Consider the following 25,110-nt stretch of genomic DNA (forward strand, 5'->3'; position numbering starts at 1 on the left):
GATCTGGACGCCGATCCATGTAGGAGCGCGCTTGCCCGCGATGGACTGCGAAGCGGTCCCAAAAATACTGGGCACAGTTCTACTGCCAGAATCGAGTTCGCTGATTTTGCGACTGCTCCGCAGCCGATCGCGGGCAAGCGCGCTCCTACAGGTTTTGTGTGTTCCAGATATATAGGGGAGGGCCTAATGCGCAGCCCCACCCTTGATCCCGGCGGGCAGCGCCTTGGTCAGTAGCACTGCAATCATGCTCACCCCCAGCGCAATCCCGACAAAATGGAACGCATCGTTGTAGGCCATGATCGCTGCCTGCTGGTGCGCTATTTCACTGAGTTTACCCAAGGCTGCCGTTTCATTACCCAGCTTGTCCGTGAGCAAGGCCAGGCGTTCGGCGATTTGGGGATTGCTCGGGACGATGGCTTCGCGCAAATAATCGAAATAGACCTTGGTCCTGGCATCGAGCAGTGTGGCGAGCAGGGCAATGCCAATGGCGCCCCCCAGGTTGCGCAGGATATTGAACAGGCTCGACGCCGAGCCCGCGTCCTTCTGCTGGGTATAGGCGGTGGCAATCAACGAAACAGTGACCATGATCAGCGGCTGGCCGAGGGCGCGAATGATCTGGATCTGATCGAACTGTGGCCCGGCGAAATCCGGGTTGAGCACCCCGGAAGCGAGGCTGGCAAACCCGAACAGCCCGAAACCCAAGGCACACAGCAGTTTCGGCGGCATCACTTTCATCAGTTGCGGCACCAGCGGGATCAAAAACAGCTGCGGAACGCCCATCCACATGATCACTTGACCAATCTGCTGCGCGTTGTAGCCCTGGATTTGCGCGAGGTACAGCGGTAACAGATAGATCGAACCGTACAAACCCACGCCCATCCCGACACTGGAGATGCTCGACAGGCCAAAATTGCGTTCGCCCAAAATCCTCAGATTGATCAAAGGCTCGGGTTTGGACAGTTGCAGAATCACGAAGGTGATCAGGCTGACCAGGGCGACGCTGCCCAGGCTCACAATCAGATCGGACTCAAGCCAGTCCTTGCGGTGGCCTTCCTCCAGAAACACCTGCAGGCAGCCCAGACCAATGCCCAGCGTGACGATGCCGGCGTAGTCGGTGCTTTTCAGCAGTTCCCAGTGCGGGGCTTTCTTTTCCAGGCCGTAGAGCAAGCCGGCAATCATCAGCAGGCCGGGCGGGATGTTGATGTAGAAAATGTATTGCCAGCCATAGTTTTCCGTTAGCCAGCCACCCAGCGTCGGGCCGATCGAGGGCGCGAACGTCGCCGTCATCGCAAACAGGGCCATGCCTTTGGCGCGATGATGCTCGGGTAGTTTGATCAGGATCAGGGTGAACGCCAGCGGGATCAGCGCACCACCGGTGAAGCCCTGCAGGGCGCGAAACACGATCATGCTGTCCAGGCTCCAGGCCATGGAGCAGAGCATGGAGGACAGCAGAAATCCGCACGAAACCCAGACCGCCAGGCGCCGCGCTGACAGCAACTGCACCAGCCAGGCGGTGAGCGGGATCATGATGATTTCCGCCACCAGATAGGAGGTGGAAATCCACGAGCCTTCCTCCAGTGTCGCTGACAGTGCGCCCTGAATGTCCTTGAGCGAAGAGTTGGTGATCTGGATATCCAGCACCGCCATAAAGGCGCCCAACATCACGCTCATGACCGCAATCCAGTCCCGTCGGCTCGGCTCGCCAACGGGGCGGATTAGTTGATCACCGACCATTGTCAGCGCCGTTGGCTTTGATCTTGACCTTGACCGTGACTGACATGCCGGGGCGGATCTTGCCGTGCAAAGGGTTGTCGGCGGCAAAGGTCAGTTTCACCGGAATACGCTGCACCACTTTGGTGAAGTTACCGGTGGCGTTGTCCGGTGGTAGCAGACTGAATTGCGCGCCGGAGGCGGCGAACAGGCTGTCCACCTTGCCTTCGATGGGGGTATCGGAGTAGGCGTCGAAGGTCAGCTCCGCTGTTTGCCCGGGCTGCATATGGCCGATCTGGGTTTCTTTGAAGTTGGCCTGAATCCAGATGTCCTGGTCCGGCACGATCGACAACAAATACGCCCCGACTTGCACGTATTGGCCATTGCGCGCACCGCGTTGGCCGATCATCCCGCTGATCGGCGCGTGAATCTCGCTGCGTTGCAGATTGAGTTCAGCCTGGGCGAGGTCGGTGCGGGCATTGGCGATCTGCGCATCCAGACGCTTGGTTTCAGCCGACAGGGCGACGACCTCTTGCCGTTGGCCCTGCACGTCGGCCTGAGCCTTGGTGACCTGTGAGCGGGCGATATGGCTGTCGGCGGAGAGGGTGGTGACGCGTTCTTCGGAAACGAAGCCGGGTTTGCGCAAGGTCTGCGCCCGATTCAAATCGATTTGTGTGCGCCCAAAGGTCGCCTGGGTCGCCGCCACTTGCGCTTCGGCAGAGGCAATCATGCTCCCTTGCTGGGTCAGTTTGCTTTGCGCTTGAACGCGCTCGGCTTCACGGGTGGCGAGCATCGCCTTCGCCCGGTCGACAGCTATCTGGAAGTCCGCAGCGTCCAGCTTGACCAGCAACTGGCCTTTCTCGACGTGCTGGTTGTCCTGCACCAACACGTCGTCGACGCGGGCGCCCAATTGGCTGGAGATCCGGGTGATTTCGCCCTGTACATACGCGTTGTCAGTGCTTTCGTAGAAGCGCCCTCTAAAGAACCATTGAGCAAAAAGGGCGAGGGCGATCAGCAGGACAATCGTGAAAAACACATACAGGCGGCGTTTAAGTTTGACGGGCATGGGCATTCTGAATTATTTGAAATGTAAGCGAATTTATCAGTGTTTAATTCTAGCAAGTAGCCGTGTGCCTGAATAATGACCGTGGTTGATGTTTGGGTATTCATTTAGTCCGTTTTGCCTTGTGTCTGTCTTGTACTTGATTGCGCCCCTGTGCTGGAGCCGTGGGGGGTGCGCCTGTTAACATTCGCCGCTTGTTCGACCTATTCGAGATCTTCCATGACCACCGTCCGCACCCGCATCGCGCCATCGCCCACTGGCGACCCCCACGTTGGCACTGCCTACATCGCATTGTTCAATTATTGCTTTGCCAAGCAGCATGGCGGCGAGTTCATCCTGCGCATCGAAGACACCGATCAACTGCGCTCGACACGTGAGTCCGAACAGCAGATTTTCGATGCGTTGCGCTGGTTGGGGATCGAGTGGAGCGAAGGCCCGGACGTCGGCGGCCCGCACGGCCCGTATCGGCAGAGCGAGCGGGGCGATATTTATCAGAAATACGTCAAGCAACTGGTAGAACTCGGTCACGCTTTCCCGTGCTTCTGCACCGCAGAAGAGCTTGACCAGATGCGCGCCGAGCAAATGGCCAAGGGTGAAACCCCGCGCTACGACGGTCGCGCCCTGTTGCTGTCGAAAGAAGAAGTACAGCGTCGCCTGGACGCTGGCGAGCCGCACGTGATCCGCATGAAAGTGCCAAGCGAAGGCCTGTGCGTGGTGCCGGACATGCTGCGTGGCGACGTCGAGATCCCGTGGGATCGCATGGACATGCAAGTGTTGATGAAGACCGACGGGCTGCCGACCTACTTCCTGGCCAACGTCGTCGACGACCACTTGATGGGCATCACCCACGTCCTGCGTGGCGAAGAGTGGCTGCCGTCGGCACCGAAGCTGATCCTGCTGTACGAATACTTTGGCTGGGAACAGCCGCAGCTGTGCTACATGCCGCTGCTGCGTAACCCGGACAAGAGCAAGCTGTCCAAGCGCAAGAACCCGACCTCGGTGACGTTCTATGAGCGCATGGGCTTCATGCCTGAAGCGATGCTCAACTATTTGGGGCGCATGGGCTGGTCGATGCCGGACGAGCGCGAGAAGTTCTCCCTGCAGGAAATGGTCGACAACTTCGACCTGTCGCGGGTGTCCCTGGGCGGGCCGATCTTCGATATCGAGAAACTGTCCTGGCTCAATGGCCAATGGCTGCGCGAGTTGCCGGTGGAAGAGTTCGCCAGTCGCTTGCAGACCTGGGCGCTGAACCCGGAGTACATGATGAAAATCGCACCCCATGTTCAGGGGCGCGTGGAAACCTTCAGTCAAGTCGCGCCACTGGCCAGCTTCTTCTTCGCAGGGGGTGTCGCTCCGGACGTCAAGCTGTTCGAGCACAAGAAGTTGTCGGCGGATCAGGTTCGCCAGGTGATGCAGTTGATCCTGTGGAAGCTGGAGACCTTGCGTCAGTGGGAAAAGGATCCGATCACCGGCTGCATTCAAGCCGTGGTCGAACACCTGGAGCTCAAGCTGCGTGACGCCATGCCGTTGATGTTCGCGGCAATTACCGGCCAGGCCAACTCGGTGTCGGTGACCGATGCCATGGAGATCCTCGGCCCGGACCTGACACGCTTCCGTCTGCGCCAGGCGATCGATTTGCTCGGCGGCGTTTCGAAGAAAGAAAACAAGGAATGGGAAAAGCTTCTGGGCGCTATCGCCTGAAGCGCTTGCCAGGCAGTTGATGGTCCTTGTGTCCGTCTGGAGTAGGGGGCACAGTGACCGCTGTGCCCCCTGATTTACGGGGGTTGGACGGTAAGTGATTGTTATGCCGACGAAAAAGTTTGAAATTTGTTGAAAATAAATTTGACAGGTTACCGACTCGCGCTTAACATGCGCCCCGTCCACAACGTGGGGCTATAGCTCAGCTGGGAGAGCGCTTGCATGGCATGCAAGAGGTCAACGGTTCGATCCCGTTTAGCTCCACCACTTTGTAGAGATCAAGGTCTGGCCACACCGGCCTTGAATTGATCAGGTTCAGCCTGATCATGTTGCACAGAAGGTTTATGTCCCCTTCGTCTAGTGGCCTAGGACACCGCCCTTTCACGGCGGTAACAGGGGTTCGAGTCCCCTAGGGGACGCCAGTTTCAAGAAGCAGTTGTGAAAGACTGCTCCGCCGCGAGGCGATAAATTCGGGGCTATAGCTCAGCTGGGAGAGCGCTTGCATGGCATGCAAGAGGTCAACGGTTCGATCCCGTTTAGCTCCACCAAATTGTACAGTTCAAGGTTTGGCCACACCGGCCTTGAATCGATCAGACTCAGCCTGATCACGTTGTATAGAAGGTTTTGCGTCCCCTTCGTCTAGTGGCCTAGGACACCGCCCTTTCACGGCGGTAACAGGGGTTCGAGTCCCCTAGGGGACGCCACGATTACCCGTTCTACGGGATTTGGGGGTCATTCAATTATTGAATGGCCCTTTTTGTTTTTTGTGCCGTTTGTTATCCCCCTTCCTTCTGCATCAAATCCTTCGCTAGTTTCCCTTGTCTTGCCCGCGTGCAGTCTTGCCGACCAGCGGCAGAAAATTCTGCTTGCCAATATTTATTATGAGAATAATATTATTTCCATAATATTCGGAGGCCGGAATGAACGACAAAAAAGCACAAACCCGCGAACGCATCCTTCAGGCAGCCAGTTCGGCGCTTATCCAGAGAGGCCCCATTGAGCCCAGCGTCAGCGAAGTGATGGGCGCCGCAGGCCTGACCGTGGGTGGTTTCTACGCGCACTTTGAAAGCAAGGAAGCCTTGATGCTGGAGGCCTTCAATCAGTTGCTTGCACGGCGTCGCGACGCGCTGGCCGGCATCGATGGTGAATTGCCGGGCGAGGAGCGTCGTGCGCTGCTGGCCGCTTTCTACTTGTCACGTAAACATCGAGATGCTTCCGAGCAGGCCTGCCCATTGCCGTCGACCGTAGGTGAGCTGACGCGCTTGCCTGAGAGCTTTCGTGCGGCGTTGGCCGAGCATGTTGAATTGATGGCTGCGCAATTGTCCGACAGCCCGGAAGAAACCGACACGGTGCTGGCTGATCTCGCGCTGATGTTGGGTGGGCTGGCTCTGGCGCGGGCGTTGGGCCCGGGTGAGTTGTCGGACCGGGTGCTTCGAGCCGCCAAGTCGGCGGTGTGCTGACTGAAACCCTGAAGTTGAACGCTGTAACTCGAACGATGCAGACTGGCGGGAGATAAACGATGAACAGTTTAGGCTGGGTTCGCGGAGTCAATGGCACGTTAGGCCGACTAGCTCCCAAGGTGGTTGCGGCGAAAATGCATCTGGCGTTCACCACGCCACGAAATCTGGCACCGCGGGAGTGGGAGTTGCCCTTGCTGGCCCGTGCCGAGCGAATCACCTTGCGTTTTGGTCTCTCGGCCCTGCGTTGGGGCTCGGGTCCGACGGTGCTGCTCATGCATGGTTGGGAAGGGCGTCCCACGCAGTTCGCCAGTCTGATCGATGCCTTGGTCGCTGCCGGCTACACCGCCGTTGCGCTGGACGGCCCGGCGCATGGCCAGTCACCGGGTCGAGAGGCCCATGTGGTGCTGTTTGCCAGGGCGCTGCTGGAAGCCTCGGCGGAACTGCCGCCGCTCAAAGCCGTGATCGGGCACTCCATGGGCGGCGCCAGCGCGCTGCTGGCGACTCAAATGGGGCTGCGCAGCGAAACGCTGGTGAGCATCGCCGCGCCCAGCCGAATATTGGGTGTGCTGCGTGGCTTTGCCCGTCGGGTTGGATTGCCGCCTGTGGCGCGCTCTTCGTTCATCAGGCAGTTTGAGCATGACGTGGGCATGGCGGTGTCTGCGCTGGATGTCAGCCGCTATGAACTGACCATGCCCGGCTTGATCGTGCATGCCGAGGATGACGCCATGGTGTCGGTCGACGAAGCCGAGTTGATTCACGACGCCTGGTTCGATAGCCGCTTGCTGCGCCTCAAGCAGGGCGGCCATCAGCGTGTATTGGCTGATCCGAAGATGATCGAAGGGGTACTGGCGCTCCTGGCTGGCAGTGCGCACCCGCAACGCCAATCTGCCTGAGCTTCCGCTACACTGCTCGCGAGTTGTTTTCCATCGGAGTGAGCATGAAGGAGCGAGCATGAGCTGGGATCTGGCAACGCCATTCGTCATTGACCTGTGCGTGACGGCCGACGACATCGATGGGTTGGGCCACGCCAACAACGCGGTCTACGTCACCTGGCTGGAGCGCTGCGCGTGGCGACATTCGCAGCAGCTTGGCCTGGACTTGAGCGAATACCGCCGAATCGACCGGGCCATGGCGGTGGTCCGGCATGAAATCGACTACCTGGCCAGCGCCTATGAAGACGATGAGCTGCAATTGGCGACCTGGATCGTCGATTGGGATCAGCGACTGAAGATGACCCGCCGGTTTCAATTGAAGCGCCCGAGCGACGGTATGACCTTGCTGCGCGCGCAAACCACCTTTGTGTGCATCGAGCTGTCCAGCGGCAAGCCCAAACGCCTGCCTGCCGAGTTCATCGAAGGCTACGGCCCGGCACTGATAAACCTCCAGGCGTGAAGCCAAACAGCGTATAAGCGTTTCCAATCCGGCAGCCGCCCCGTAAACTGCCGGACTTTTTTCGAGTGTGACCCATGCAAATTGCCTTGGCGCCCATGGAGGGGTTGGTCGACGACATCCTGCGCGATGTGCTGACTCAGGTTGGCGGCATCGACTGGTGCGTAACCGAATTCATCCGTGTGTCCGAGCGTCTGATGCCCGCTCACTACTTCTACAAATACGCCTCGGAGCTGCACAAAGGTGCCAGAACCGACGCGGGCGTGCCCTTGCGCCTGCAGTTGTTGGGTTCTGATCCGGTGTGTCTGGCCGAGAACGCTGCATTGGCCTGCGAGCTGGGCGCGCCCGTGCTGGATTTGAACTTCGGTTGCCCCGCCAAGACCGTCAATCGCTCTCGGGGTGGCGCGATCCTGCTCAAAGAGCCTGAATTGCTGCACACCATCGTCAGCCACGTACGTCGGGCGGTGCCTGCGCATATCCCGGTGACGGCGAAAATGCGCCTCGGCTACGAAAGCACGGAGGGCGCCCTCGATTGCGCCCGCGCGTTGGCCGATGGCGGTGCCGAGCAGATCGTGGTCCATGCCCGCACCAAGGTCGATGGTTACAAGCCGCCGGCACACTGGGAATGGATCGCGCGTATTCAGGAAGTGGTCAAGGTACCGGTGGTCGCCAATGGCGAGATCTGGACCGTCGACGACTGGCGCCGCTGTCGGGAAATCTGCGGCGCCCGAGACATCATGATCGGTCGCGGACTGGTGGCGCGCCCGGATCTGGCGCGGCAGATCGCTGCCGCCGAGGCGGGTGATGAAGTGGTCGAGATGTCCTGGTCGGAACTGCAACCCTTCCTGCTGGATTTCTGGCAGCAGGCGGTGAACAAAATGACCCTGATCCAGGCGCCGGGCCGCTTGAAGCAATGGTTGGCGTTGCTGACCAAGAGCTATCCCGAAGCGACCCTGCTGTTCAACGAACTGCGACGTGAAACCGACTGCGAGCGCATCGGGCGGTTGCTGGGCGTAAATCAGCGCGAAGCTGCCTGAGGTCCTCAGTGAAAATACGATCCCTTGTAGGAGCTGCCGAAGGCTGCGATCAACCGGGAACCGGTTGCGCGGTTGATCTTTTGAAGGCCGTGCCGGCCTTATCGCAGCCTTCGGCAGCTCCTACAAGGGATTCGATAAAATTCTGAAACCCCTCTCTTGAAAATCAAATGGCGATCCTTATCTAGGAATTATGCGATGCCGAAATAGGGTCGCGAATTTAACCCTTGCTGATTTTCAGGAGAAGTATCATGACCACTACTTTTTCTTTAGCTCCGTTGTTCCGCCACTCCGTTGGTTTTGATCGTCTTAATGACCTGTTCGAGGCCGCTGCCCGCAATGATTCGGCCAGTAGCTACCCTCCATACAACGTCGAGAAGCACGCTGAAGACCAATACCGCATCGTCATCGCAGCTGCGGGTTTCCTGGAAGAAGACCTGGAACTGCAAGTGGAGAACGGCGTGTTGACCGTCAGCGGCGGTAAGCGCGAAAACACCGCGCCCGACGTGACTTATTTGCATCAAGGCATCGCTCAGCGCGCGTTTAAACTGTCTTTTCGCCTGGCTGACCACATCGAGGTGCAAAACGCCGGCCTGGCAAACGGTCTGCTGAATATCGATCTGGTGCGTCTTGTGCCAGAAGAAGCCAAGGCCAAGCGTATCCCGATCAATGAGCAGAAAGTGCTGCAACATTGATTGAAGCGCTAAAAACTAGGAAGGCGCCCGATGGGCGCCTTCCTTTATTCCGCTCAAGCCGGGGTTACAGTTCTTTTTCCTGACTCAGCATCGCCACAAAGTCCGCCAATCCCAACGGTTCACTGAACAAATACCCCTGATACAAATGACAGCCCAGTTGCTCAAGAAACCGCAATTGTTCCGGCTTCTCCACGCCTTCGGCAATCACTGCCAGGTTCAGGCTGGAAGCCATGGCGACGATGGCGCGGATGATTTCGGCGTCGTTGGGGTCGGTGGTTGCGTCGCGGATGAAGGATTGATCGATCTTCAGTGCGTCCACCGGCAGGCGTTTGAGGTAGGTCAATGAAGAATAACCCGTGCCGAAATCATCCATGGCGAAGCTGACCCCCATTTTCTTCAGGCGGCGCATTTTGGCGATGGTGTCGTCCAGGTTTTGAATCACGATGCCTTCGGTGATCTCCAGTTTGAGCAATCTGGCGGGCAGGTGGTGAGTACGCAGGCTGCGTTCGACGCGCTCGACGAAGTCATTCTGGCGAAACTGTCGGGGGCTGATGTTGACGCACATACTGAAGTCGTCCGGGTCGATCAACGCTTCGCGCAATAGCTGACCACCGGCCTTGCACGCTTCATCGATAATCCAGGTGCCGACTTCCAGAATCATCCCGCTTTCTTCCAGCACCTGAATGAACTGGGTCGGTGCCAGAGCGCCCAGTTGCGGGTGTTGCCAGCGCAGCAACGCCTCAGTGCCGACGATGCGGTCGTCCCGTGCGTCCACCTGCGGTTGGTAATGCAGACTGAACTCGCCGCGCGCCAGGGCCAGGCGCAGATCGTTTTCCAGGCGCAGGCGTTCGCTGGCGGCTTTTTGCATGGTGCTGTGGAACAGTTGTGTGGTGTTACGCCCTGAATCCTTGGCCCGGTACAGGGCAATGTCGGCGCGCTTGAGCAGATCGGCCGGGGTCGAGCCGTGATCCGGGATCAAGGCCACGCCAATGCTCGGGGTGACCTGCAAGCGCTGGCCGTCGAGGAACATCGGTTGGGCCAACAGTTCGCGCAGGGTGTCGGCGAGACCACGCACCTGATGGGTGACCTCGGCCCGCGTGCCGTGCAGGCCGCTGATCAAGACCACGAACTCATCCCCGCCCAGGCGCGCCACGGTGTCTTCCATGCGCACGCTGGCCTCCAGCCGTGCCGTGATGATTTTCAACACGCTGTCGCCCACCGGATGCCCAAGGGAATCGTTGATGTGCTTGAAATGGTCGAGGTCGAGAAACAGCAGGGCACCGCGCAGGTTGTGGCGCTTGAGCAGGGCGATCTGCTGGCTCAGGCGATCCATCAGCAACGCGCGATTGGGCAGGTCGGTCAACGGGTCGTGGTAGGCCAGATGCTGGATCTGCGCCTGGGCGTTCTTCAATTGGCTGACGTCGCGGGCCGTCAGTAACAGGCACGCGGTTTCGTTCAAGGTGATGGGTTCGACCGACACATCGACCGTGAGGAGCTCTCCGTCTTTATTGCGCCCCTGCATTTCCCGGTGATGGACCCGGCCTTTTTCCTGCAAATCACTGATCAGCAAGGCGCGCTGCTTGGGGTCGGCCCAGATGCCTACTTCGTAGACGGTGCGCCCCAGCACGCTTTCACTGCTGTAGCCGGTCAAACGGCAGAAACCGTCATTGACCTCAAGATAGCGACCCGAATCTCGCTCGGTGATGGTGATGGCGTCGGGGCTGGAGTGAAAAGCTTTGGCGAATTTCTCTTCGCTGGCCTTGAGCGCGGCTTCGGCACGCTGCTGTTGGGTGATGTCGCGTAGGGTGGTGACGATGCACGGTTGGTCGTCGACCACGATCAAGCGGCTGGAGGTGATGCAGGTCAGCTGTTCGCCGTCCTTGTTCTGCAGGAACACCTCGAAATTGTCCAGGCCGTTGTCGCGGAGGATCTGCTGGTTGCGTTGAAGGCGGTGCGCAGGGTCAGCCCAGAAACGGACTTCACCGACGCTCAGGCCGATGATTTCATCGGCTTCCCAGCCAAACGTCTGGGTGAAGCTGGGGTTGATTTCGATGAACTGGCCGGTTTCGAAATGGGTGACACAGACCGGATCGGGACTGGCCTGAAACAGGCTGGCGAATTTTTCTTCGGAACTGCTCAAGCGTTGTTCGCGCTCGACCTGCTCGGTGATGTCCAGCAACGTGCCGGCCATGCGCAGCGGTTCACCGTTGGCGTCACGGTAGAGACGGGCACGGCTTTCGAGGAAGCGCGTGGTACCGTTTTCCAGTTGAATGCGGTAGGTGATCTGGTAATTGCCCGCCGGGCCCTCACGCAGACTGCGGTAGGCCTGGCGCATGGTGTTTCGGTCTTCGCCCGGTACACCCTCGAAAAAAGCATCGAACGACTCATGAAAGGGTTCGGGCTCCAGGCCGTGCAATTGCGCGGCGCGGGCCGACCCATACAACATGCCCGTGGGGATGTGCCAGTCCCAGGTGCCCAATTGCGCCGAATCCAGCGCCAGATCAAGGCGCTCCTGGCTTTCTTTGAGGGCCTGTTCGGCGCGTTTGTGTTCGGTGTTATCGAGAAACGTGCTGAGAATATAGGCGCAACCGTCCAGCTCGATCTTCTGTGCGCAGAGAATGCCATCGTGCACACGGCCATTGTTGGCGTGTAATTGGACTTCGAGGCTGATCGGTTTGGGTTTGCCCTGAACCAGTTCGAGTACTTGCAGGCGTTGTGCCGGCTGAACCCACAGGCCTATTTCCAGGGTGGTGCGGCCCAGAATGTCCTTGATCGGCCAGCCCAGCAGGCTTTCGAAATGTCGGTTGGCCTCGCAGATCAAGCCGTCTTCCAGGCGGGTCAGGAGCACGACATTGGGACTGAGGTTGTACAGGGTCGCAAAGCGCTTTTCCGACTCGCTGAGGTCAGCTGCCTGACTGAGCGCTAGGAACGGGAGACTTTCAGCAGTTTTGGGCATCGGTCAACAAACCTTGAGAAAGTTGGCAAACACGTCGATCCTTTTAGCACTTGTCAGGCCTGGCAGGGTTGAATTATCTGCGCGTCCAGTAAAGCCATGAACGCCCGTGCGGCATTGGATAAGGTTCGTTCGGTGTGCACGATGTAGCCTAGCTGGCGCGTGAGCTGTATGCCCGGTAACGGGATGCGCGCCACCTGATCGTCGAGCATGGTGCGGGGCAAAACGCTCCACGCCAGGCCGATGGAGACCATCATCTTGATGGTCTCCATATAGTTGGTGCTCATGGCAATGTTGGGTTTCAAGCCCTGAGCTTCGCACAAGCGGCTGACGATGTGGTGGGTGAAGGTATTTTCGCCGGGGAACACCGCGGGATAACGTGCGACGTCCATCAGGCTCACGGCGCCGCTGTTGACCAGAGGATGCTCGGGGGCCGCGACGAAATCCAGCGGGTCGTCCCAGACCAGCACCGCCTTGACCAGCGTGTGCGGTTCCGGGGCGAGGGTGATCACCGCCAGCTCGGCGCGGCCGTGGAGGATTTCGTCGTAGGCCACTTCCGAGTCGAGAAACTGGATGTCCAGCGCCACCTCGGGGTATCGCCGCGTGAACTCCCTTAATAGAGGCGGCAGGCGATGCAGGCCAATGTGATGGCTGGTGGCCAGAGTCAGGCGCCCGCTGACCTCGCCGGTCAGGTTGGTCAACGCCCGGCGGGTGTCGTCCAGCACGCTGAGGATTTGATAGGCCCTGGGCAGCAAGGCCCGGCCAGCCTCAGTCAGGCTGACTTCGCGGCCCAGGCGGTCGAACAGACGGACCTTGAGTTGCTGCTCCAAACCGGCGATTCGTTTGCTGATCGCCGGCTGCGTCAGGTGCAGGCGTTCCCCCGCCGCAGAGAAGCCTCCGGTCTCGGCAATGGCAATAAACGCGTTGAGATTGGCCAGATCCATAGTTGTATTCCAGTTGGTTATCCAAAGCATGAAAAATATGAATTTGAGTTATTTAATCATACCTCATAGGATTCACCTCACAAGCCGAGAGGTTATTGGGCTAACGGGTTAAAAAATCCGGGCCTCGATAACCGGCATAGAAACAAGTTGATGAGGAAACGTCTGATGGCCGGCAAAACGCTCTACGACAAGCTCTGGGATTCGCATGTGGTCAAACAGCGCGACGATGGGTCGGCGCTGATCTACATCGACCGTCACATCATTCACGAAGTGACGTCGCCGCAAGCCTTCGAAGGTCTGCGTCTGGCCGGGCGCAAGCCATGGCGGATCGATGCCAACATCGCCACCCCGGACCATAACGTGCCGACCACGCCTGAACGCAAAGGTGGTATCGAGGCCATCGTCGATCAGGTCTCGCGCCTGCAAGTGCAGACCCTCGATGACAACTGCGACGAATATGGCATCACTGAATTCAAAATGAACGACCCGCGTCAGGGCATCGTTCACGTCATTGGCCCGGAGCAGGGCGCAACCTTGCCGGGCATGACCGTGGTCTGCGGCGACTCGCACACCTCGACCCACGGCGCGTTCGGCGCGTTGGCTCATGGGATCGGTACGTCCGAGGTCGAGCATGTGCTTGCTACGCAGTGCCTGGTCGCGCAGAAAATGAAAAACATGTTGGTGTCGGTCGAGGGCAAATTGCCGTTCGGCGTGACGGCCAAAGACATCGTACTTGCCGTGATTGGCAAGATCGGCACCGCCGGCGGTAACGGTCACGCCATCGAGTTCGCCGGTAGCGCGATTCGTGACCTGTCCGTCGAAGGGCGCATGACCATCTGCAACATGTCCATCGAAGCAGGCGCTCGCGTCGGCCTGGTGGCGACCGATGAGAAAACCATCGCTTACGTGAAGGGCCGTCCGTTCGCTCCGAAAGGCGCGGAATGGGATTTGGCCGTTGAAGCCTGGAAAGACCTGGTGTCCGATGCCGACGCGACATTCGACACCGTGGTCAAGCTCGATGCCGCCCAGATCAAGCCACAAGTCAGCTGGGGCACCTCGCCGGAAATGGTGTTGGCCGTTGATCAAAATGTGCCGGACCCAGCCAAAGAGACCGATCTGGTCAAGCGTGGCTCGATTGAACGTGCGCTGAAGTACATGGGCTTGAAAGCCAATCAGGCGATCACTGATATCCAGTTGGATCGTGTGTTCATCGGCTCTTGCACCAACTCGCGTATCGAAGATTTGCGTGCGGCAGCGGACATTGCCAAAGGTCGCAAAGTCGCTTCCACCATCAAGCAGGCCATCGTGGTGCCGGGCTCGGGTCTGGTGAAAGCGCAGGCTGAAAAAGAAGGGTTGGACAAGATCTTCATCGAGGCCGGTTTCGAATGGCGTGAGCCAGGCTGCTCCATGTGCCTGGCGATGAACCCGGACCGTTTGGAGTCCGGCGAGCATTGCGCGTCCACCTCCAACCGCAACTTCGAAGGCCGTCAAGGTGCCGGTGGCCGCACCCACCTGGTCAGCCCGGCCATGGCGGCAGCGGCGGCGGTCAACGGTCGATTCGTCGACGTCCGTGACTTGATCCAACACTAAGGAGCCCAGCATGAAAGCATTTACTCAGCACACCGGCCTTGTCGCTCCTTTGGATCGTGCCAACGTCGACACCGATCAGATCATTCCCAAGCAGTTCCTCAAGTCGATCAAGCGCACCGGCTTTGGTCCGAACCTGTTCGACGAGTGGCGTTACATGGATGTGGGGCAGCCGTATCAGGACAACTCCAAGCGCCCGCTGAACAAGGATTTCGTGCTCAACAACGCACGTTATCAAGGTGCCAGTGTATTGCTGGCCCGCGAGAACTTCGGCTGCGGCTCCAGCCGTGAACACGCGCCATGGGCGCTGGAAGAATATGGCTTTCGCAGCATCATCGCACCGAGCTATGCCGATATTTTCTTCAACAACAGCTTCAAGAACGGTTTGCTGCCGATCATCCTCAGCGACGCGGAAGTCGATGAGCTGTTCCAGCAGGTCGAGGCTAATCCGGGCTACCAGTTGAACATCGATCTGGAAGCACAGACCGTGACCCGTCCTGATGGCAAAGTCCTGACCTTCGAGGTCGATGCCTTCCGTAAGCATTGCCTGCTCAACGGCCTGGACGACATCGGTCTGACCCTGATGGATGGCGAGGCCATTGCTGCTTTCGAGAGCAAACACCGTGCTAGCCAGCCGTGGCTGTTTCGCGACTGATCAATCTATTCGCAGGCAAGCCTGCTCCCACAGACTGAACACGTACCCCTGTAGGAGCGGGCTTGCCCGCGATAGCGTCCTGACAGATAAAAAATTCAAGGAATCTCCCATGACCAACACCGCCCACACCCAAGTCGTCCAGCGTCAATTCGGTGATCAGGCCGCGGCCTATCTGAGCAGCGCCGTGCACGCTCAAGGCACCGAGTTTGCTCTGCTACAGGCTGAAGTGGCCGGGCGTGGCGATGCGCGAGTGCTGGATCTGGGCTGTGGCGCAGGACACGTGAGTTTCAATGTCGCGCCGTCGGTGGGCGAAGTGGTGGCTTACGATCTGTCGCAGCAGATGCTCGATGTGGTTGCCAGTGCTGCAGCCGAGCGTGGTTTGAATAACGTACGGATCGTGTGTGGAGCGGCCGAGCGCTTGCCGTTCGAGGATGGCGAATTCGATTTCGTGTTCAGTCGGTACTCGGCGCATCACTGGAGCGATCTGGGTCTGGCCTTGCGTGAAGTGCGTCGGGTGCTGAAACCGGGTGGTGTCGCGGCGTTCATCGACGTCATGTCGCCGGGCAGTCCGCTGTTCGATACCTACCTGCAAAGCGTTGAAGTGCTGCGCGACACCAGTCACGTACGCGATTATTCTGCGGGTGAGTGGTTGCGCCACGTCAGCGAGGCCGGTTTATTCACCCGTAGCCACAGCCGCCAACGCCTGCGCCTGGAATACACCTCCTGGGTCGAGCGCATGCGCACGCCACCGGCGCTTCGGGTCGCGATTCTCGATTTGCAGCAGGCAATGGGCGCAGAAGTGCGCGAGTATTTCGAAATTACTGACGACGGCTCGTTCAGCACCGATGTGCTGGTGTTGTGGGCCGAGCGTTAGTCTGCTGTTCTTTCAAGAACAGTGACGGTTATCTTTTCAGGCGCACTTTCAGGCGCCGTTTGAATGAATTGAGGAAAGCATGAGCAAGCAGATTCTGATTCTCCCAGGTGATGGCATTGGTCCTGAAATCATGGCCGAAGCGGTCAAGGTGCTGGAACTGGCCAATGACAAGTATCAGTTGGGCTTCGAGCTCAGCCACGACGTGATCGGTGGCGCGGCCATTGACAAGCATGGCGTGCCCTTGGCCGATGAAACCCTGGCTCGCGCGCAGGCGGCTGATGCGGTACTGCTCGGTGCTGTCGGCGGTCCGAAATGGGACACGCTGGACCGTGCGATTCGTCCGGAAAAAGGCCTGCTGAAAATCCGCTCGGAACTGAAGCTGTTCGGCAACCTGCGTCCGGCGATTCTGTATCCGCAACTGGCCGAAGCGTCCACCTTGAAGCCGGAAGTGGTGTCTGGCCTGGATATCCTGATCGTTCGTGAACTGACCGGTGGTATCTATTTCGGTGCCCCACGAGGCATTCGTACACTCGACAATGGCGAGCGTGAGGGTTACAACACACTTCCTTACAGCGAGAGCGAAATCCGTCGGATCGCCCGCGTAGGTTTTGACATGGCCCGGCTGCGTGGCAAGAAACTGTGTTCGGTGGACAAGGCCAACGTCCTGGAGGCCAGCCAGCTCTGGCGTGAAGTGGTCGAACAGGTTGCCAAGGATTACCCGGACGTCGAACTGAGCCACATGTACGTCGATAATGCCGCCATGCAACTGGTGCGGGCGCCCAAGCAGTTTGATGTGATCGTCACCGAGAACATGTTCGGCGACATCCTTTCCGACCAGGCGTCAATGCTCACCGGCTCCATCGGCATGCTGCCTTCGGCGTCGCTGGATACCAACAGCAAGGGCATGTACGAGCCTTGCCACGGCTCGGCCCCGGACATCGCCGGGCAGGGCATTGCCAACCCGTTGGCGACGATTTTGTCGGTGTCGATGATGCTGCGTTACAGCTTCAACCTGCTGGCTGCGGCTGATGCGATTGAAAAGGCGGTGAGCCTGGTGTTGGATCAAGGTTTGCGTACTGGCGACATCTGGTCGGCCGGCAACGTCAAGGTAGGTACGCAGGAAATGGGCGATGCGGTAGTCGCCGCGCTGCGCAATCTGTAATATCTCGGGCCCGCTGCACTGCAGCGGCCCCACTTTTTTGTAAAAGGTGTAGTTGCGATGAAACGTGTAGGTCTGATCGGTTGGCGCGGTATGGTCGGTTCCGTGCTCATGCAGCGGATGCTGGAAGAGCAGGATTTCGATCTGATTGAACCGGTGTTCTTCACCACTTCCAACGTCGGTGGCCAAGGCCCGGCCGTGGGCAAGGATACTGCGCCCCTGAAGGATGCTTACAGCATCGAAGAGCTCAAAACCCTCGACGTGGTTCTGACCTGCCAGGGTGGCGACTACACCAATGAGGTGTTCCCGAAGCTGCGCGAAGCCGGTTGGCAGGGTTACTGGATCGATGCCGCTTCCAGCCTGCGGATGCAGGATGACGCGGTGATCGTGCTGGACCCGGTGAACCGCAAGGTTATCGACCAGCAGCTCGATGCCGGGACCAAGAACTACATCGGCGGCAACTGCACGGTCAGCCTCATGCTGATGGGCCTGGGCGGCTTGTTCGAAGCCGGTCTGGTGGAGTGGATGAACGTCATGACCTATCAGGCGGCCTCCGGTGCCGGCGCGCAGAACATGCGTGAACTGATCAAGCAGATGGGCGCCACTCACGCCGCCGTGGCTGACGAACTGGCCAACCCGGCCAGCGCGATTCTCGACATCGACCGCAAGGTCGCTGAAGCCATGCGCAGCGAAGCCTTCCCGACGGAAAACTTCGGCGTGCCATTGGCTGGCAGCCTGATCCCCTGGATCGACAAGGAACTGCCGAACGGCCAGAGCCGCGAAGAGTGGAAGGGCCAGGCCGAGACCAACAAGATTCTGGGTCGCTTCAAGAGCCCGATCCCTGTGGACGGTATCTGCGTGCGTATCGGTGCCATGCGCTGCCACAGCCAGGCGCTGACCATCAAGCTGAACAAGGATGTGCCGATTGCCGATATCGAAGGCATGATCAGCCAGCACAACCCTTGGGTGAAGCTGGTGCCGAACCACCGTGAGGCGAGCATTCAGGAGCTGAGCCCCACGTCCGTCACCGGCACGTTGAACATCCCGGTCGGTCGTCTGCGCAAGCTGAACATGGGCTCGCAATACTTGGGCGCATTCACCGTCGGCGACCAGTTGCTGTGGGGCGCGGCCGAACCGCTGCGCCGCATGCTGCGAATCCTGCTGGAACGTTGATCCGCTAACGACTCCAAATGAAAAACCCGCTTCTCAATCGAGACGCGGGTTTTTTATTGCTTGGCAAATCGCCCTCTCGAATGAATTCGCTCACGGATGGGGGTACGCCGAAAACTGGATGCCCGACACAATTCCCCTGTAGGAGCTGCCGAAGGCTGCGATCAACCGGGGACCGGTTGCGAAGGTTTATCTAGGGAAGTCCGTTCCGGCCTTATCGCAGCCTTCGGCAGCTCCTACAGGGGTTGAAGGCGGCAGGTCAGGCGTGCGCCTCTATACGTTCCTTGCTCCATTTCCTGCCCAGCGCCATGCCGGGCCGTTCGATGTAGCGGTAGGTCAGCGCTGAAACGCCCAGCACCACCACCAGCTCAACGACGATCAGCAGATTGTCGAGCACCACGCTACCCGTGCTGATGTAACGAGTAGTAAGCCCCACGATTTCACCGGGTAGATCAATCATCAGTGTCCGACCGGTGACCTTGGCCGCCACCATCACACCGATAGACGTCACGAAAATTACCGCCGCATGGGTCATGTAGATCGAAAACCAGCGCGTGCCCAGCCAGGTAAACAGACCTCTGCGTAACTGCGTCGAGATCCAGCCGGCTTCGAACGCCAACACTCCGACCGCCAGGCAGAACAACAAGCCCAGCAGGGCGTCCTGTGGGGTGTCGCTACGGGTCATTACCAGATAGATCACTGTCAGGATCAGCACCTCCAGCACGCTGCCGAGCAGCAGGCTCAGACGCAGACCTTGCAGCCGGTTGTAGACCTGATACGTCACGCCGCCAGCGAAGAAGCAACCCAAGCCCCTCAACACGTTATCGGTCAGTGGCGTGCCCTTGAAATAAAGCGCCAGCAAGGCAAACGCGGCGATGGCAGCGAAGACCTTGCCCGAGTGTCTGGGCAAAGCCAGGGCGATCAAGCCAAACAGCAGCCACACGTAATACTGGACGCTGACGAACCATGACGGGTAATTGAACGACAGTGCATTGGCTCCAGGCCACCACGCCTGTAGCAGCAGCAGGTTGGGCAGTATCTCGCCCTGCGCGCGATCCCCGCCGAAGCTGGGGCTGGAGGTGATCAGCTTGATGCCCTCGAAACCGATGAATACCACCAGCATCACCACATGCAGCGGGTACACACGGCAGGTGCGGGTGATCATGAACTGCCGCAATGCCTGCCCTGAACCCAGTGCGCTGGCGTACTGCTGAGAGAGCACAAAGCCGCTAAGCGCGAAAAAGAACTCGACCAGATAGTTGGCGTTCCTGAACAGCGCCAACTCCGTGACGCTTTGCAGCACGTGGGAGTGATGCACCACGATGAACAGGGCAAACAACCCCCGAACACTGTCGAGCACCTGGAATGGCTTCATTGCGGTCGTCCTGGCCGGTGGATGAACTGTCGCCCGAATAATGCCCGCTTGGCGAGTCAGTTTGCACGTCACTTTTAATATCCCGATATATGGGATATGAATTTACATATTGAGATAAGTTGTGCTTCAGGTTTATAGTCGTCGCATGACTTCATATCCGAAAAATAAAACAGGTGAAGCGATGCAAGCGCAATTGATCGCGCTCGATTGGGGGACGACCTCTCTTCGTGCCTATCTGCTCGGCGAACACGGCCAGGTGCTGGAACAGCGCTCATTGAGCGCGGGCATCATGCAGTTGCCGACCGCGCCACGGCTGATTGCTGGCGTGATGTGTGCCGATGGATTCGAATTGGCGTTCGATCAGGCGTGCGGTGATTGGCTCGACGCGCAACCCGGGACACCAGTGATTGCCTGCGGCATGGTTGGCAGCGCCCAGGGCTGGCGTGAGGCGGTGTATCGGGAAACCCCGGCGGATGTCGCCGGCCTCAGCGCCGCCTTGCAGACTGTGCGTAGTCTGCGTGGGGTCGATGTACACATCGTTCCCGGCGTGCTGCAGCGCTCGACCTTGCCCAATGTGATGCGCGGCGAAGAAACCCAGGTATTGGGCGTTCTCGCCAGTCTGCCCAGCGCAACGCCCCGCCAGTCGTTGTTGATCGGTTTGCCTGGCAGTCATTCGAAATGGGTGCAGGTCGCCGAGGGCTGCATTGTCCATTTCGATACCTTCATGACCGGCGAGGTCTACGCCGCGCTCAGTACCCATACCATCCTCGGCCGCACGATGCAGGCCAGCGACACCTTCGACGCCGAAGCCTTTGATCGCGGCGTGAGGATTGCGCTGTCGAGCGATGGCGCAGCGGGGCCGCTGTCGACGATGTTCAGCTGTCGGACCCTCGGTTTGACCGGCGAACTCAGCGCTCGCGCGCAACCCGACTATCTGTCCGGCCTGTTGATCGGCCACGAACTGGTCGCGCTTGCTGCTTTGCAGCGGCCGCAGCCCGGAACACCACTGCCTCCCATCATCCTGATTGGCAATACCCAGCTGTGCGCGCGTTATTCACGTGCGCTGGCCGCCTGCGGTTTCGCTCAGGTGACCTTGGCCGAACAGGCCACCGAACGCGGTTTGTGGCAGTTGGCGGTGCAGGCCAACTTGCTCAATCCCACTCTTGCAGAGGTCTGACATGCTTAAACAAACACTGGTTAAAAACGGCTTGATCGCCATCCTTCGCGGCTTGCGCCCGGAAGAAGCGGCGTCCATCGGCGAGGTGTTGTATCAGGCGGGTTTCCGGGTCATCGAAGTACCGCTCAACTCACCACAACCCTACGACAGCATCCGCATTCTGCGCTCGACGCTGCCCGCCGATTGCCTGATCGGTGCTGGCACGGTGCTGACGCCTGAGCAGGTCGGCCTGGTCAAGGAGGCGGGCGGCCAGGTGATCGTCATGCCACACAGCGATCCCAAGGTGCTGCGCGCGGCCAAAGCGGCGGGGTTGTTTCTGTCGCCGGGTGTCGCCACACCGACCGAAGCCTTCGCCGCACTGGCTGAGGGTGCGGACGTGCTCAAGCTGTTCCCGGCCGAGCAGATGGGCCCGGCGGTGGTCAAGGCGTTGCTGGCGGTATTGCCGGCCGGCACGGCACTGATCCCGGTAGGGGGGATCACCCCGGACAACATGCAGGTGTTTATCGATGCCGGCGTGGCCGGGTTCGGCCTTGGTTCCGGGTTGTTCAAACCGGGCATGAGCGCGGCTGATGTTGCCGAGCGGGCCAAGGCCTATGTGTCGGCATGGAATGAATTGAGCTGATCAGGCGCCCTGAGCGCTGCATCCAATAAGAGAAGGCACACATGAAAATTACCAAACTCACCACGTTCATCGTCCCGCCGCGCTGGTTATTCCTCAAGATCGAAACCGACCAAGGCGTGACCGGTTGGGGCGAACCCGTGGTCGAAGGGCGTGCGCACACCGTCGCGGCGGCGGTGGATGAGCTATCCGATTACCTGATTGGCAAGGATCCGCGCAACATCGAGGACATCTGGACCGTGCTCTATCGCGGCGGTTTTTACCGCGGTGGGGCAGTGCATATGAGCGCTCTGGCCGGGATCGATCAAGCGCTGTGGGACATCAAGGGCAAGGCTCTGGGTGTCTCGGTCAGCGATTTGCTCGGCGGCCAGGTGCGCGACAAGATCCGTGTGTATTCCTGGATTGGCGGCGATCGCCCGGCGGACACCGCACGCGCCGCCAAAGAAGCCGTCGAACGTGGTTTCACCGCTGTGAAGATGAACGGTACCGAAGAGCTGCAATTTCTCGATTCCTTCGAAAAAGTCGACCTGGCGCTGGCCAACGTCGCCGCCGTACGTGATGCGGTCGGCCCCAACGTCGGCATCGGCGTCGACTTCCATGGCCGGGTGCACAAGCCCATGGCCAAGGTGCTGATGAAGGAGCTTGATCCGTACAAACTGATGTTCATCGAAGAGCCGGTGCTCAGCGAAAACTACGAAGCCCTCAAGGAACTGGCGCCGCTGACCAGCACGCCGATTGCCCTTGGGGAACGGCTGTTCTCGCGCTGGGATTTCAAACGGATACTGAGCGAAGGCTACGTCGACATCATTCAACCCGATGCCTCGCACGCTGGCGGGATTACCGAAACCCGCAAAATCGCCAACATGGCCGAAGCCTACGATGTCGCCCTGGCGCTGCATTGCCCACTGGGGCCCATTGCGTTGGCCGCCTGCCTGCAACTGGACGCGGTCTGCTACAACGCGTTTATCCAGGAACAGAGCCTGGGCATCCATTACAACGAAAGCAACGACCTGCTCGATTACATCAAAAACCCGGAAGTGTTCGACTACGACAAGGGCTTCGTGAAGATCCCCAACGGGCCGGGTCTGGGCATTGAAATCAACGAGGAATACGTCAAGGAGCGCGCTGCCATCGGTCATCGCTGGCGCAACCCGATCTGGCGCCATGCCGACGGCAGTTTTGCCGAGTGGTAACAGGTCGCCACTAATCCCCTGTAGGAGCTGCCGAAGGCTGCGATAACGTCGGCACGGCGTTCAATCGTAATCAACTTTACGACTGCTTCGCAGCCGATCGCAGCCTTCGGCAGCTCCTACAGGGGTGTCGATCCCCAGCCTTAATAACCATAAAAAAGAGGCACCCCCATGCAATCTCAAGCCTTCACAGGCAAGGCGTCGCTTGTGACGCCAAGCCGCAAGCGTTTTTTCATCATGGTGCTGTTGTTCATCACGGTAGTGATCAACTACCTGGATCGCAGCAACCTGTCGATTGCCGCCCCGGCATTGACCACCGAGCTGGGGATCGATCCGATTCATGTCGGCTTGATCTTCTCCGCGTTCGGCTGGACCTACGCCGCCATGCAGATCCCCGGTGGCTGGCTGGTGGACCGCGTGCCACCGCGCATTCTCTATAGCGTCGCGCTACTGCTGTGGTCACTGGCAACCATCATGCTCGGCTTTGCTGCCAGTTTTATCGCGCTGTTTGTTCTGCGCATGGCGGTGGGCGCTCTCGAAGCGCCAGCTTATCCGATCAACAGCCGCGTGGTGACCACCTGGTTCCCTGAGCGTGAGCGGGCGACCGCCATTGGCTTCTACACGTCTGGGCAGTTTGTCGGTCTGGCGTTCCTGACGCCGGTGCTGGCCTGGTTGCAGACGCAGTTCGGCTGGCACATGGTCTTCGTCAGTACTGGCGTTGTGGGCGTGGTCTGGGCGTTGATCTGGTTTCTGATCTATCGCGAGCCGCGTGACTTCAAAGGTGTCAATCAAGCGGAAATCGAGCTGATTCGCGACGGCGGCGGGTTGGTGGACATTCAGGCCAGCACCGAGAAAAACAAACGTGGTTTCAGTTGGCTGGATCTGGGGATCGTACTGAGCAAGCGCAAACTCTGGGGCATCTACCTGGGCCAGTTCTGCCTGAACTCGACGCTGTGGTTCTTCCTGACCTGGTTCCCGACCTACCTGGTGAAGTACCGCGGCATGGACTTCATCAAGTCCGGTCTGTTGGCGTCACTGCCGTTTCTCGCCGCGTTTATCGGTGTGCTGTGCTCGGGGTTTTTCTCCGACTGGCTGATCCGTCGCGGCAGTAGCGTGGGGTTTGCCCGCAAGCTGCCAATTATTGGCGGGCTGTTGATTTCAACCTCGATCATCGGCGCCAACTACGTCGAGTCGACGCCGCTGGTGATTGCCTTTCTGGCGCTGGCATTCTTCGGTAACGGGCTGGCCTCGATCACCTGGTCGCTGGTCTCCACCCTGGCACCTGCGCGCTTGCTGGGATTGACCGGAGGCACCTTCAACTTCATCGGCAACCTGGCGGCGATCACCACGCCCATCGTGATCGGCTTTCTGGCGTCGGGGGATTCCTTTGCGCCGGCGATCACCTACGTCGCGGTGCTGGCGCTGCTGGGTGCGCTGTCGTACATCCTGTTGGTGGGGAAGGTCGAACGCATCGAGTTGTAACCGCTGCAAGCTGGCGACGATAATGCCGCCAGCTTTCTGACTTGATAAGGCGTGATATGCAGCACGATTCAATCGACCCTGCGAAAAGCGGCGCCCCCAAGGACACCGCGCCCACTGGCACCCAGACCCTGCTTCGTGGCTTGGGCGTGGTCCAGGCCGTGGCCAGCGGCGCCCGTGACCTCAAGGAAATCGCGCGGATCATCGGTACCACGCGCAGCACGACCCACCGTTTGGTCAGTTGTCTGGTAGACGAGCGTTACCTGCGGGTCTTGCCGCACGTCGGCTACCTGCTGGGGCCCAAGCTGATCGAGCTGGGCTTTCAGGCTCGCGAAGAAGTACCGCTGGCGATTCTGGCGCGTCCGTACCTCGACGAGTTGTCAGCGCTGACCGGCGATACCGTGCACCTGGCGATTCGTGAGGGCGACGATGTGCTGTACCTGCACAAGAACCCCGGCCGCAATGGCCCGGAAATGCGCTCGCGGGTCGGCCACCGTATGCCGCTGGCGCGCACCGGGATTGGCAAGGCGTTGATGATCGATTGCCCGCAGGACGAGTGGCAGCGTCTGTATCAGATCAGCCTGCCGGTGGATGGGAAGCCTGCCGTGTGGCCACAGCATCAGGAGCAGTCCTGGGAGCAGTTCCAGCAACGAATGCTGGACTATGTAGCGGGCGGCTACGCATTCGATCTGGAAGACAACGAACCGTCGATTCGCTGTGTCGCGGCGCCAGTAAGGGATGCCAGCAACGCCATCGTTGCCGGCATCAGTATCGCCAGTACCGTGCCTTACATGCCCCTGGAGAAAATGGCCGAGTTGATTCCGCTGATCAAACAGACCGCAGCGCGACTCTCGGCCGAGTTGGGGGCGAAAGCCTGAA

General features: G+C 59.4%; 20 protein-coding genes, 4 tRNA genes and 1 pseudogene. 20 read left to right on the forward strand and 5 right to left on the reverse strand.

The window, feature by feature from the left end:
- Positions 1-183 precede the first annotated feature (183 nt).
- The gene (locus tag AC1MEE_RS07025) at positions 184-1,734 is read right to left on the reverse strand and encodes an MDR family MFS transporter (protein ID WP_480414594.1); all 1,551 of its coding nucleotides are present in this window, start codon (positions 1,732-1,734) and stop codon (positions 184-186) included.
- Positions 1,724-2,776, reverse strand: coding sequence for an HlyD family secretion protein (locus tag AC1MEE_RS07030; protein ID WP_480414596.1), 1,053 nt, complete (start codon positions 2,774-2,776; stop codon positions 1,724-1,726). The genes AC1MEE_RS07025 and AC1MEE_RS07030 overlap by 11 nt, the downstream gene beginning before the upstream one ends.
- A gap of 216 nt (positions 2,777-2,992) precedes the next feature.
- Between AC1MEE_RS07030 and gltX the strand changes: the two genes are divergently transcribed.
- From gltX to AC1MEE_RS07080, 10 genes are all read left to right on the forward strand, one after another.
- A complete protein-coding gene (gene gltX / locus AC1MEE_RS07035) occupies positions 2,993-4,474 on the forward strand; it encodes a glutamate--tRNA ligase (protein WP_480414597.1) in 1,482 nt (493 codons plus the stop codon).
- A gap of 188 nt (positions 4,475-4,662) precedes the next feature.
- Positions 4,663-4,738, forward strand: a tRNA-Ala gene (locus AC1MEE_RS07040).
- Positions 4,739-4,817: 79 nt separating this feature from the next.
- Positions 4,818-4,893, forward strand: a tRNA-Glu gene (locus AC1MEE_RS07045).
- Between the two features lie 50 nt (positions 4,894-4,943).
- Positions 4,944-5,019: transfer RNA gene (locus AC1MEE_RS07050), tRNA-Ala, on the forward strand.
- Between the two features lie 80 nt (positions 5,020-5,099).
- Positions 5,100-5,175: transfer RNA gene (locus tag AC1MEE_RS07055), tRNA-Glu, on the forward strand.
- Positions 5,176-5,391: 216 nt separating this feature from the next.
- Positions 5,392-5,931: a TetR/AcrR family transcriptional regulator gene (locus AC1MEE_RS07060; RefSeq protein WP_480414598.1), complete on the forward strand. Its 540-nt coding sequence runs from the start codon at positions 5,392-5,394 to the stop codon at positions 5,929-5,931.
- 59 nt (positions 5,932-5,990) lie between these two features.
- Positions 5,991-6,824 (forward strand): alpha/beta fold hydrolase, encoded by an 834-nt coding sequence (locus AC1MEE_RS07065; protein WP_480414599.1) that lies wholly within the window; start codon positions 5,991-5,993, stop codon positions 6,822-6,824.
- A 58-nt stretch (positions 6,825-6,882) separates the two neighbouring features.
- Positions 6,883-7,323, forward strand: coding sequence for an acyl-CoA thioesterase (locus tag AC1MEE_RS07070; protein ID WP_480414600.1), 441 nt, complete (start codon positions 6,883-6,885; stop codon positions 7,321-7,323).
- A 74-nt stretch (positions 7,324-7,397) separates the two neighbouring features.
- A complete protein-coding gene (locus AC1MEE_RS07075) occupies positions 7,398-8,357 on the forward strand; it encodes a tRNA dihydrouridine synthase (RefSeq protein WP_480414601.1) in 960 nt (319 codons plus the stop codon).
- 248 nt (positions 8,358-8,605) lie between these two features.
- A complete protein-coding gene (locus AC1MEE_RS07080) occupies positions 8,606-9,049 on the forward strand; it encodes an Hsp20 family protein (protein ID WP_480414602.1) in 444 nt (147 codons plus the stop codon).
- Positions 9,050-9,113: 64 nt separating this feature from the next.
- On the opposite strand, the pseudogene AC1MEE_RS07085 reads toward AC1MEE_RS07080, so the two are convergent.
- Positions 9,114-11,951 (reverse strand): annotated as a pseudogene (locus AC1MEE_RS07085) (bifunctional diguanylate cyclase/phosphodiesterase); the annotation flags it as partial.
- A gap of 107 nt (positions 11,952-12,058) precedes the next feature.
- On the reverse strand, positions 12,059-12,946 hold the full coding sequence (locus AC1MEE_RS07090) for a LysR family transcriptional regulator (RefSeq protein WP_480414603.1): 888 nt from the start codon (positions 12,944-12,946) through the stop codon (positions 12,059-12,061).
- Positions 12,947-13,111: 165 nt separating this feature from the next.
- On the opposite strand from AC1MEE_RS07090, the gene leuC reads away from it, so the two are divergent.
- The 5 genes from leuC (at position 13,112) to asd (ending at position 18,394) form a co-directional block, all read left to right on the forward strand.
- A complete protein-coding gene (leuC, locus tag AC1MEE_RS07095) occupies positions 13,112-14,536 on the forward strand; it encodes a 3-isopropylmalate dehydratase large subunit (protein WP_480414604.1) in 1,425 nt (474 codons plus the stop codon).
- Between the two features lie 10 nt (positions 14,537-14,546).
- Entirely contained in the window at positions 14,547-15,188 is a 642-nt protein-coding gene (gene leuD / locus AC1MEE_RS07100) for a 3-isopropylmalate dehydratase small subunit (protein ID WP_480414605.1), read from the forward strand.
- 109 nt (positions 15,189-15,297) lie between these two features.
- Positions 15,298-16,062 carry a class I SAM-dependent methyltransferase gene (locus AC1MEE_RS07105; RefSeq protein WP_480414606.1) on the forward strand — a complete coding sequence of 255 codons (765 nt, stop codon included), beginning with the start codon at positions 15,298-15,300 and terminating at the stop codon, positions 16,060-16,062.
- A gap of 79 nt (positions 16,063-16,141) precedes the next feature.
- Entirely contained in the window at positions 16,142-17,224 is a 1,083-nt protein-coding gene (leuB, locus tag AC1MEE_RS07110) for a 3-isopropylmalate dehydrogenase (protein WP_480414607.1), read from the forward strand.
- A gap of 57 nt (positions 17,225-17,281) precedes the next feature.
- Complete coding sequence (asd, locus tag AC1MEE_RS07115) at positions 17,282-18,394, forward strand: aspartate-semialdehyde dehydrogenase (RefSeq protein WP_480414608.1); 1,113 nt, start codon at positions 17,282-17,284, stop codon at positions 18,392-18,394.
- Between the two features lie 256 nt (positions 18,395-18,650).
- On the opposite strand, the gene AC1MEE_RS07120 is transcribed toward asd, so the two are convergent.
- Entirely contained in the window at positions 18,651-19,766 is a 1,116-nt protein-coding gene (locus AC1MEE_RS07120; RefSeq protein ID WP_480414609.1) for an acyltransferase family protein, read from the reverse strand.
- Positions 19,767-19,947: 181 nt separating this feature from the next.
- On the opposite strand from AC1MEE_RS07120, the gene AC1MEE_RS07125 reads away from it, so the two are divergent.
- The 5 genes from AC1MEE_RS07125 (at position 19,948) to AC1MEE_RS07145 (ending at position 25,109) form a co-directional block, all read left to right on the forward strand.
- Positions 19,948-20,943, forward strand: coding sequence for a 2-dehydro-3-deoxygalactonokinase (locus AC1MEE_RS07125; protein WP_480414610.1), 996 nt, complete (start codon positions 19,948-19,950; stop codon positions 20,941-20,943).
- A gap of 1 nt (position 20,944) precedes the next feature.
- Positions 20,945-21,565, forward strand: a complete 621-nt coding sequence (locus AC1MEE_RS07130) for a 2-dehydro-3-deoxy-6-phosphogalactonate aldolase (RefSeq protein WP_480414611.1) — start codon at positions 20,945-20,947, stop codon at positions 21,563-21,565.
- Between the two features lie 41 nt (positions 21,566-21,606).
- Entirely contained in the window at positions 21,607-22,755 is a 1,149-nt protein-coding gene (gene dgoD, locus AC1MEE_RS07135) for a galactonate dehydratase (protein ID WP_480414612.1), read from the forward strand.
- A 168-nt stretch (positions 22,756-22,923) separates the two neighbouring features.
- Positions 22,924-24,234, forward strand: coding sequence for an MFS transporter (locus AC1MEE_RS07140; protein ID WP_480414614.1), 1,311 nt, complete (start codon positions 22,924-22,926; stop codon positions 24,232-24,234).
- A 56-nt stretch (positions 24,235-24,290) separates the two neighbouring features.
- Entirely contained in the window at positions 24,291-25,109 is an 819-nt protein-coding gene (locus AC1MEE_RS07145; RefSeq protein WP_480414616.1) for an IclR family transcriptional regulator, read from the forward strand.
- Position 25,110 lies beyond the last annotated feature (1 nt).

This window comes from Pseudomonas sp. ASL3 (assembly GCF_056680425.1).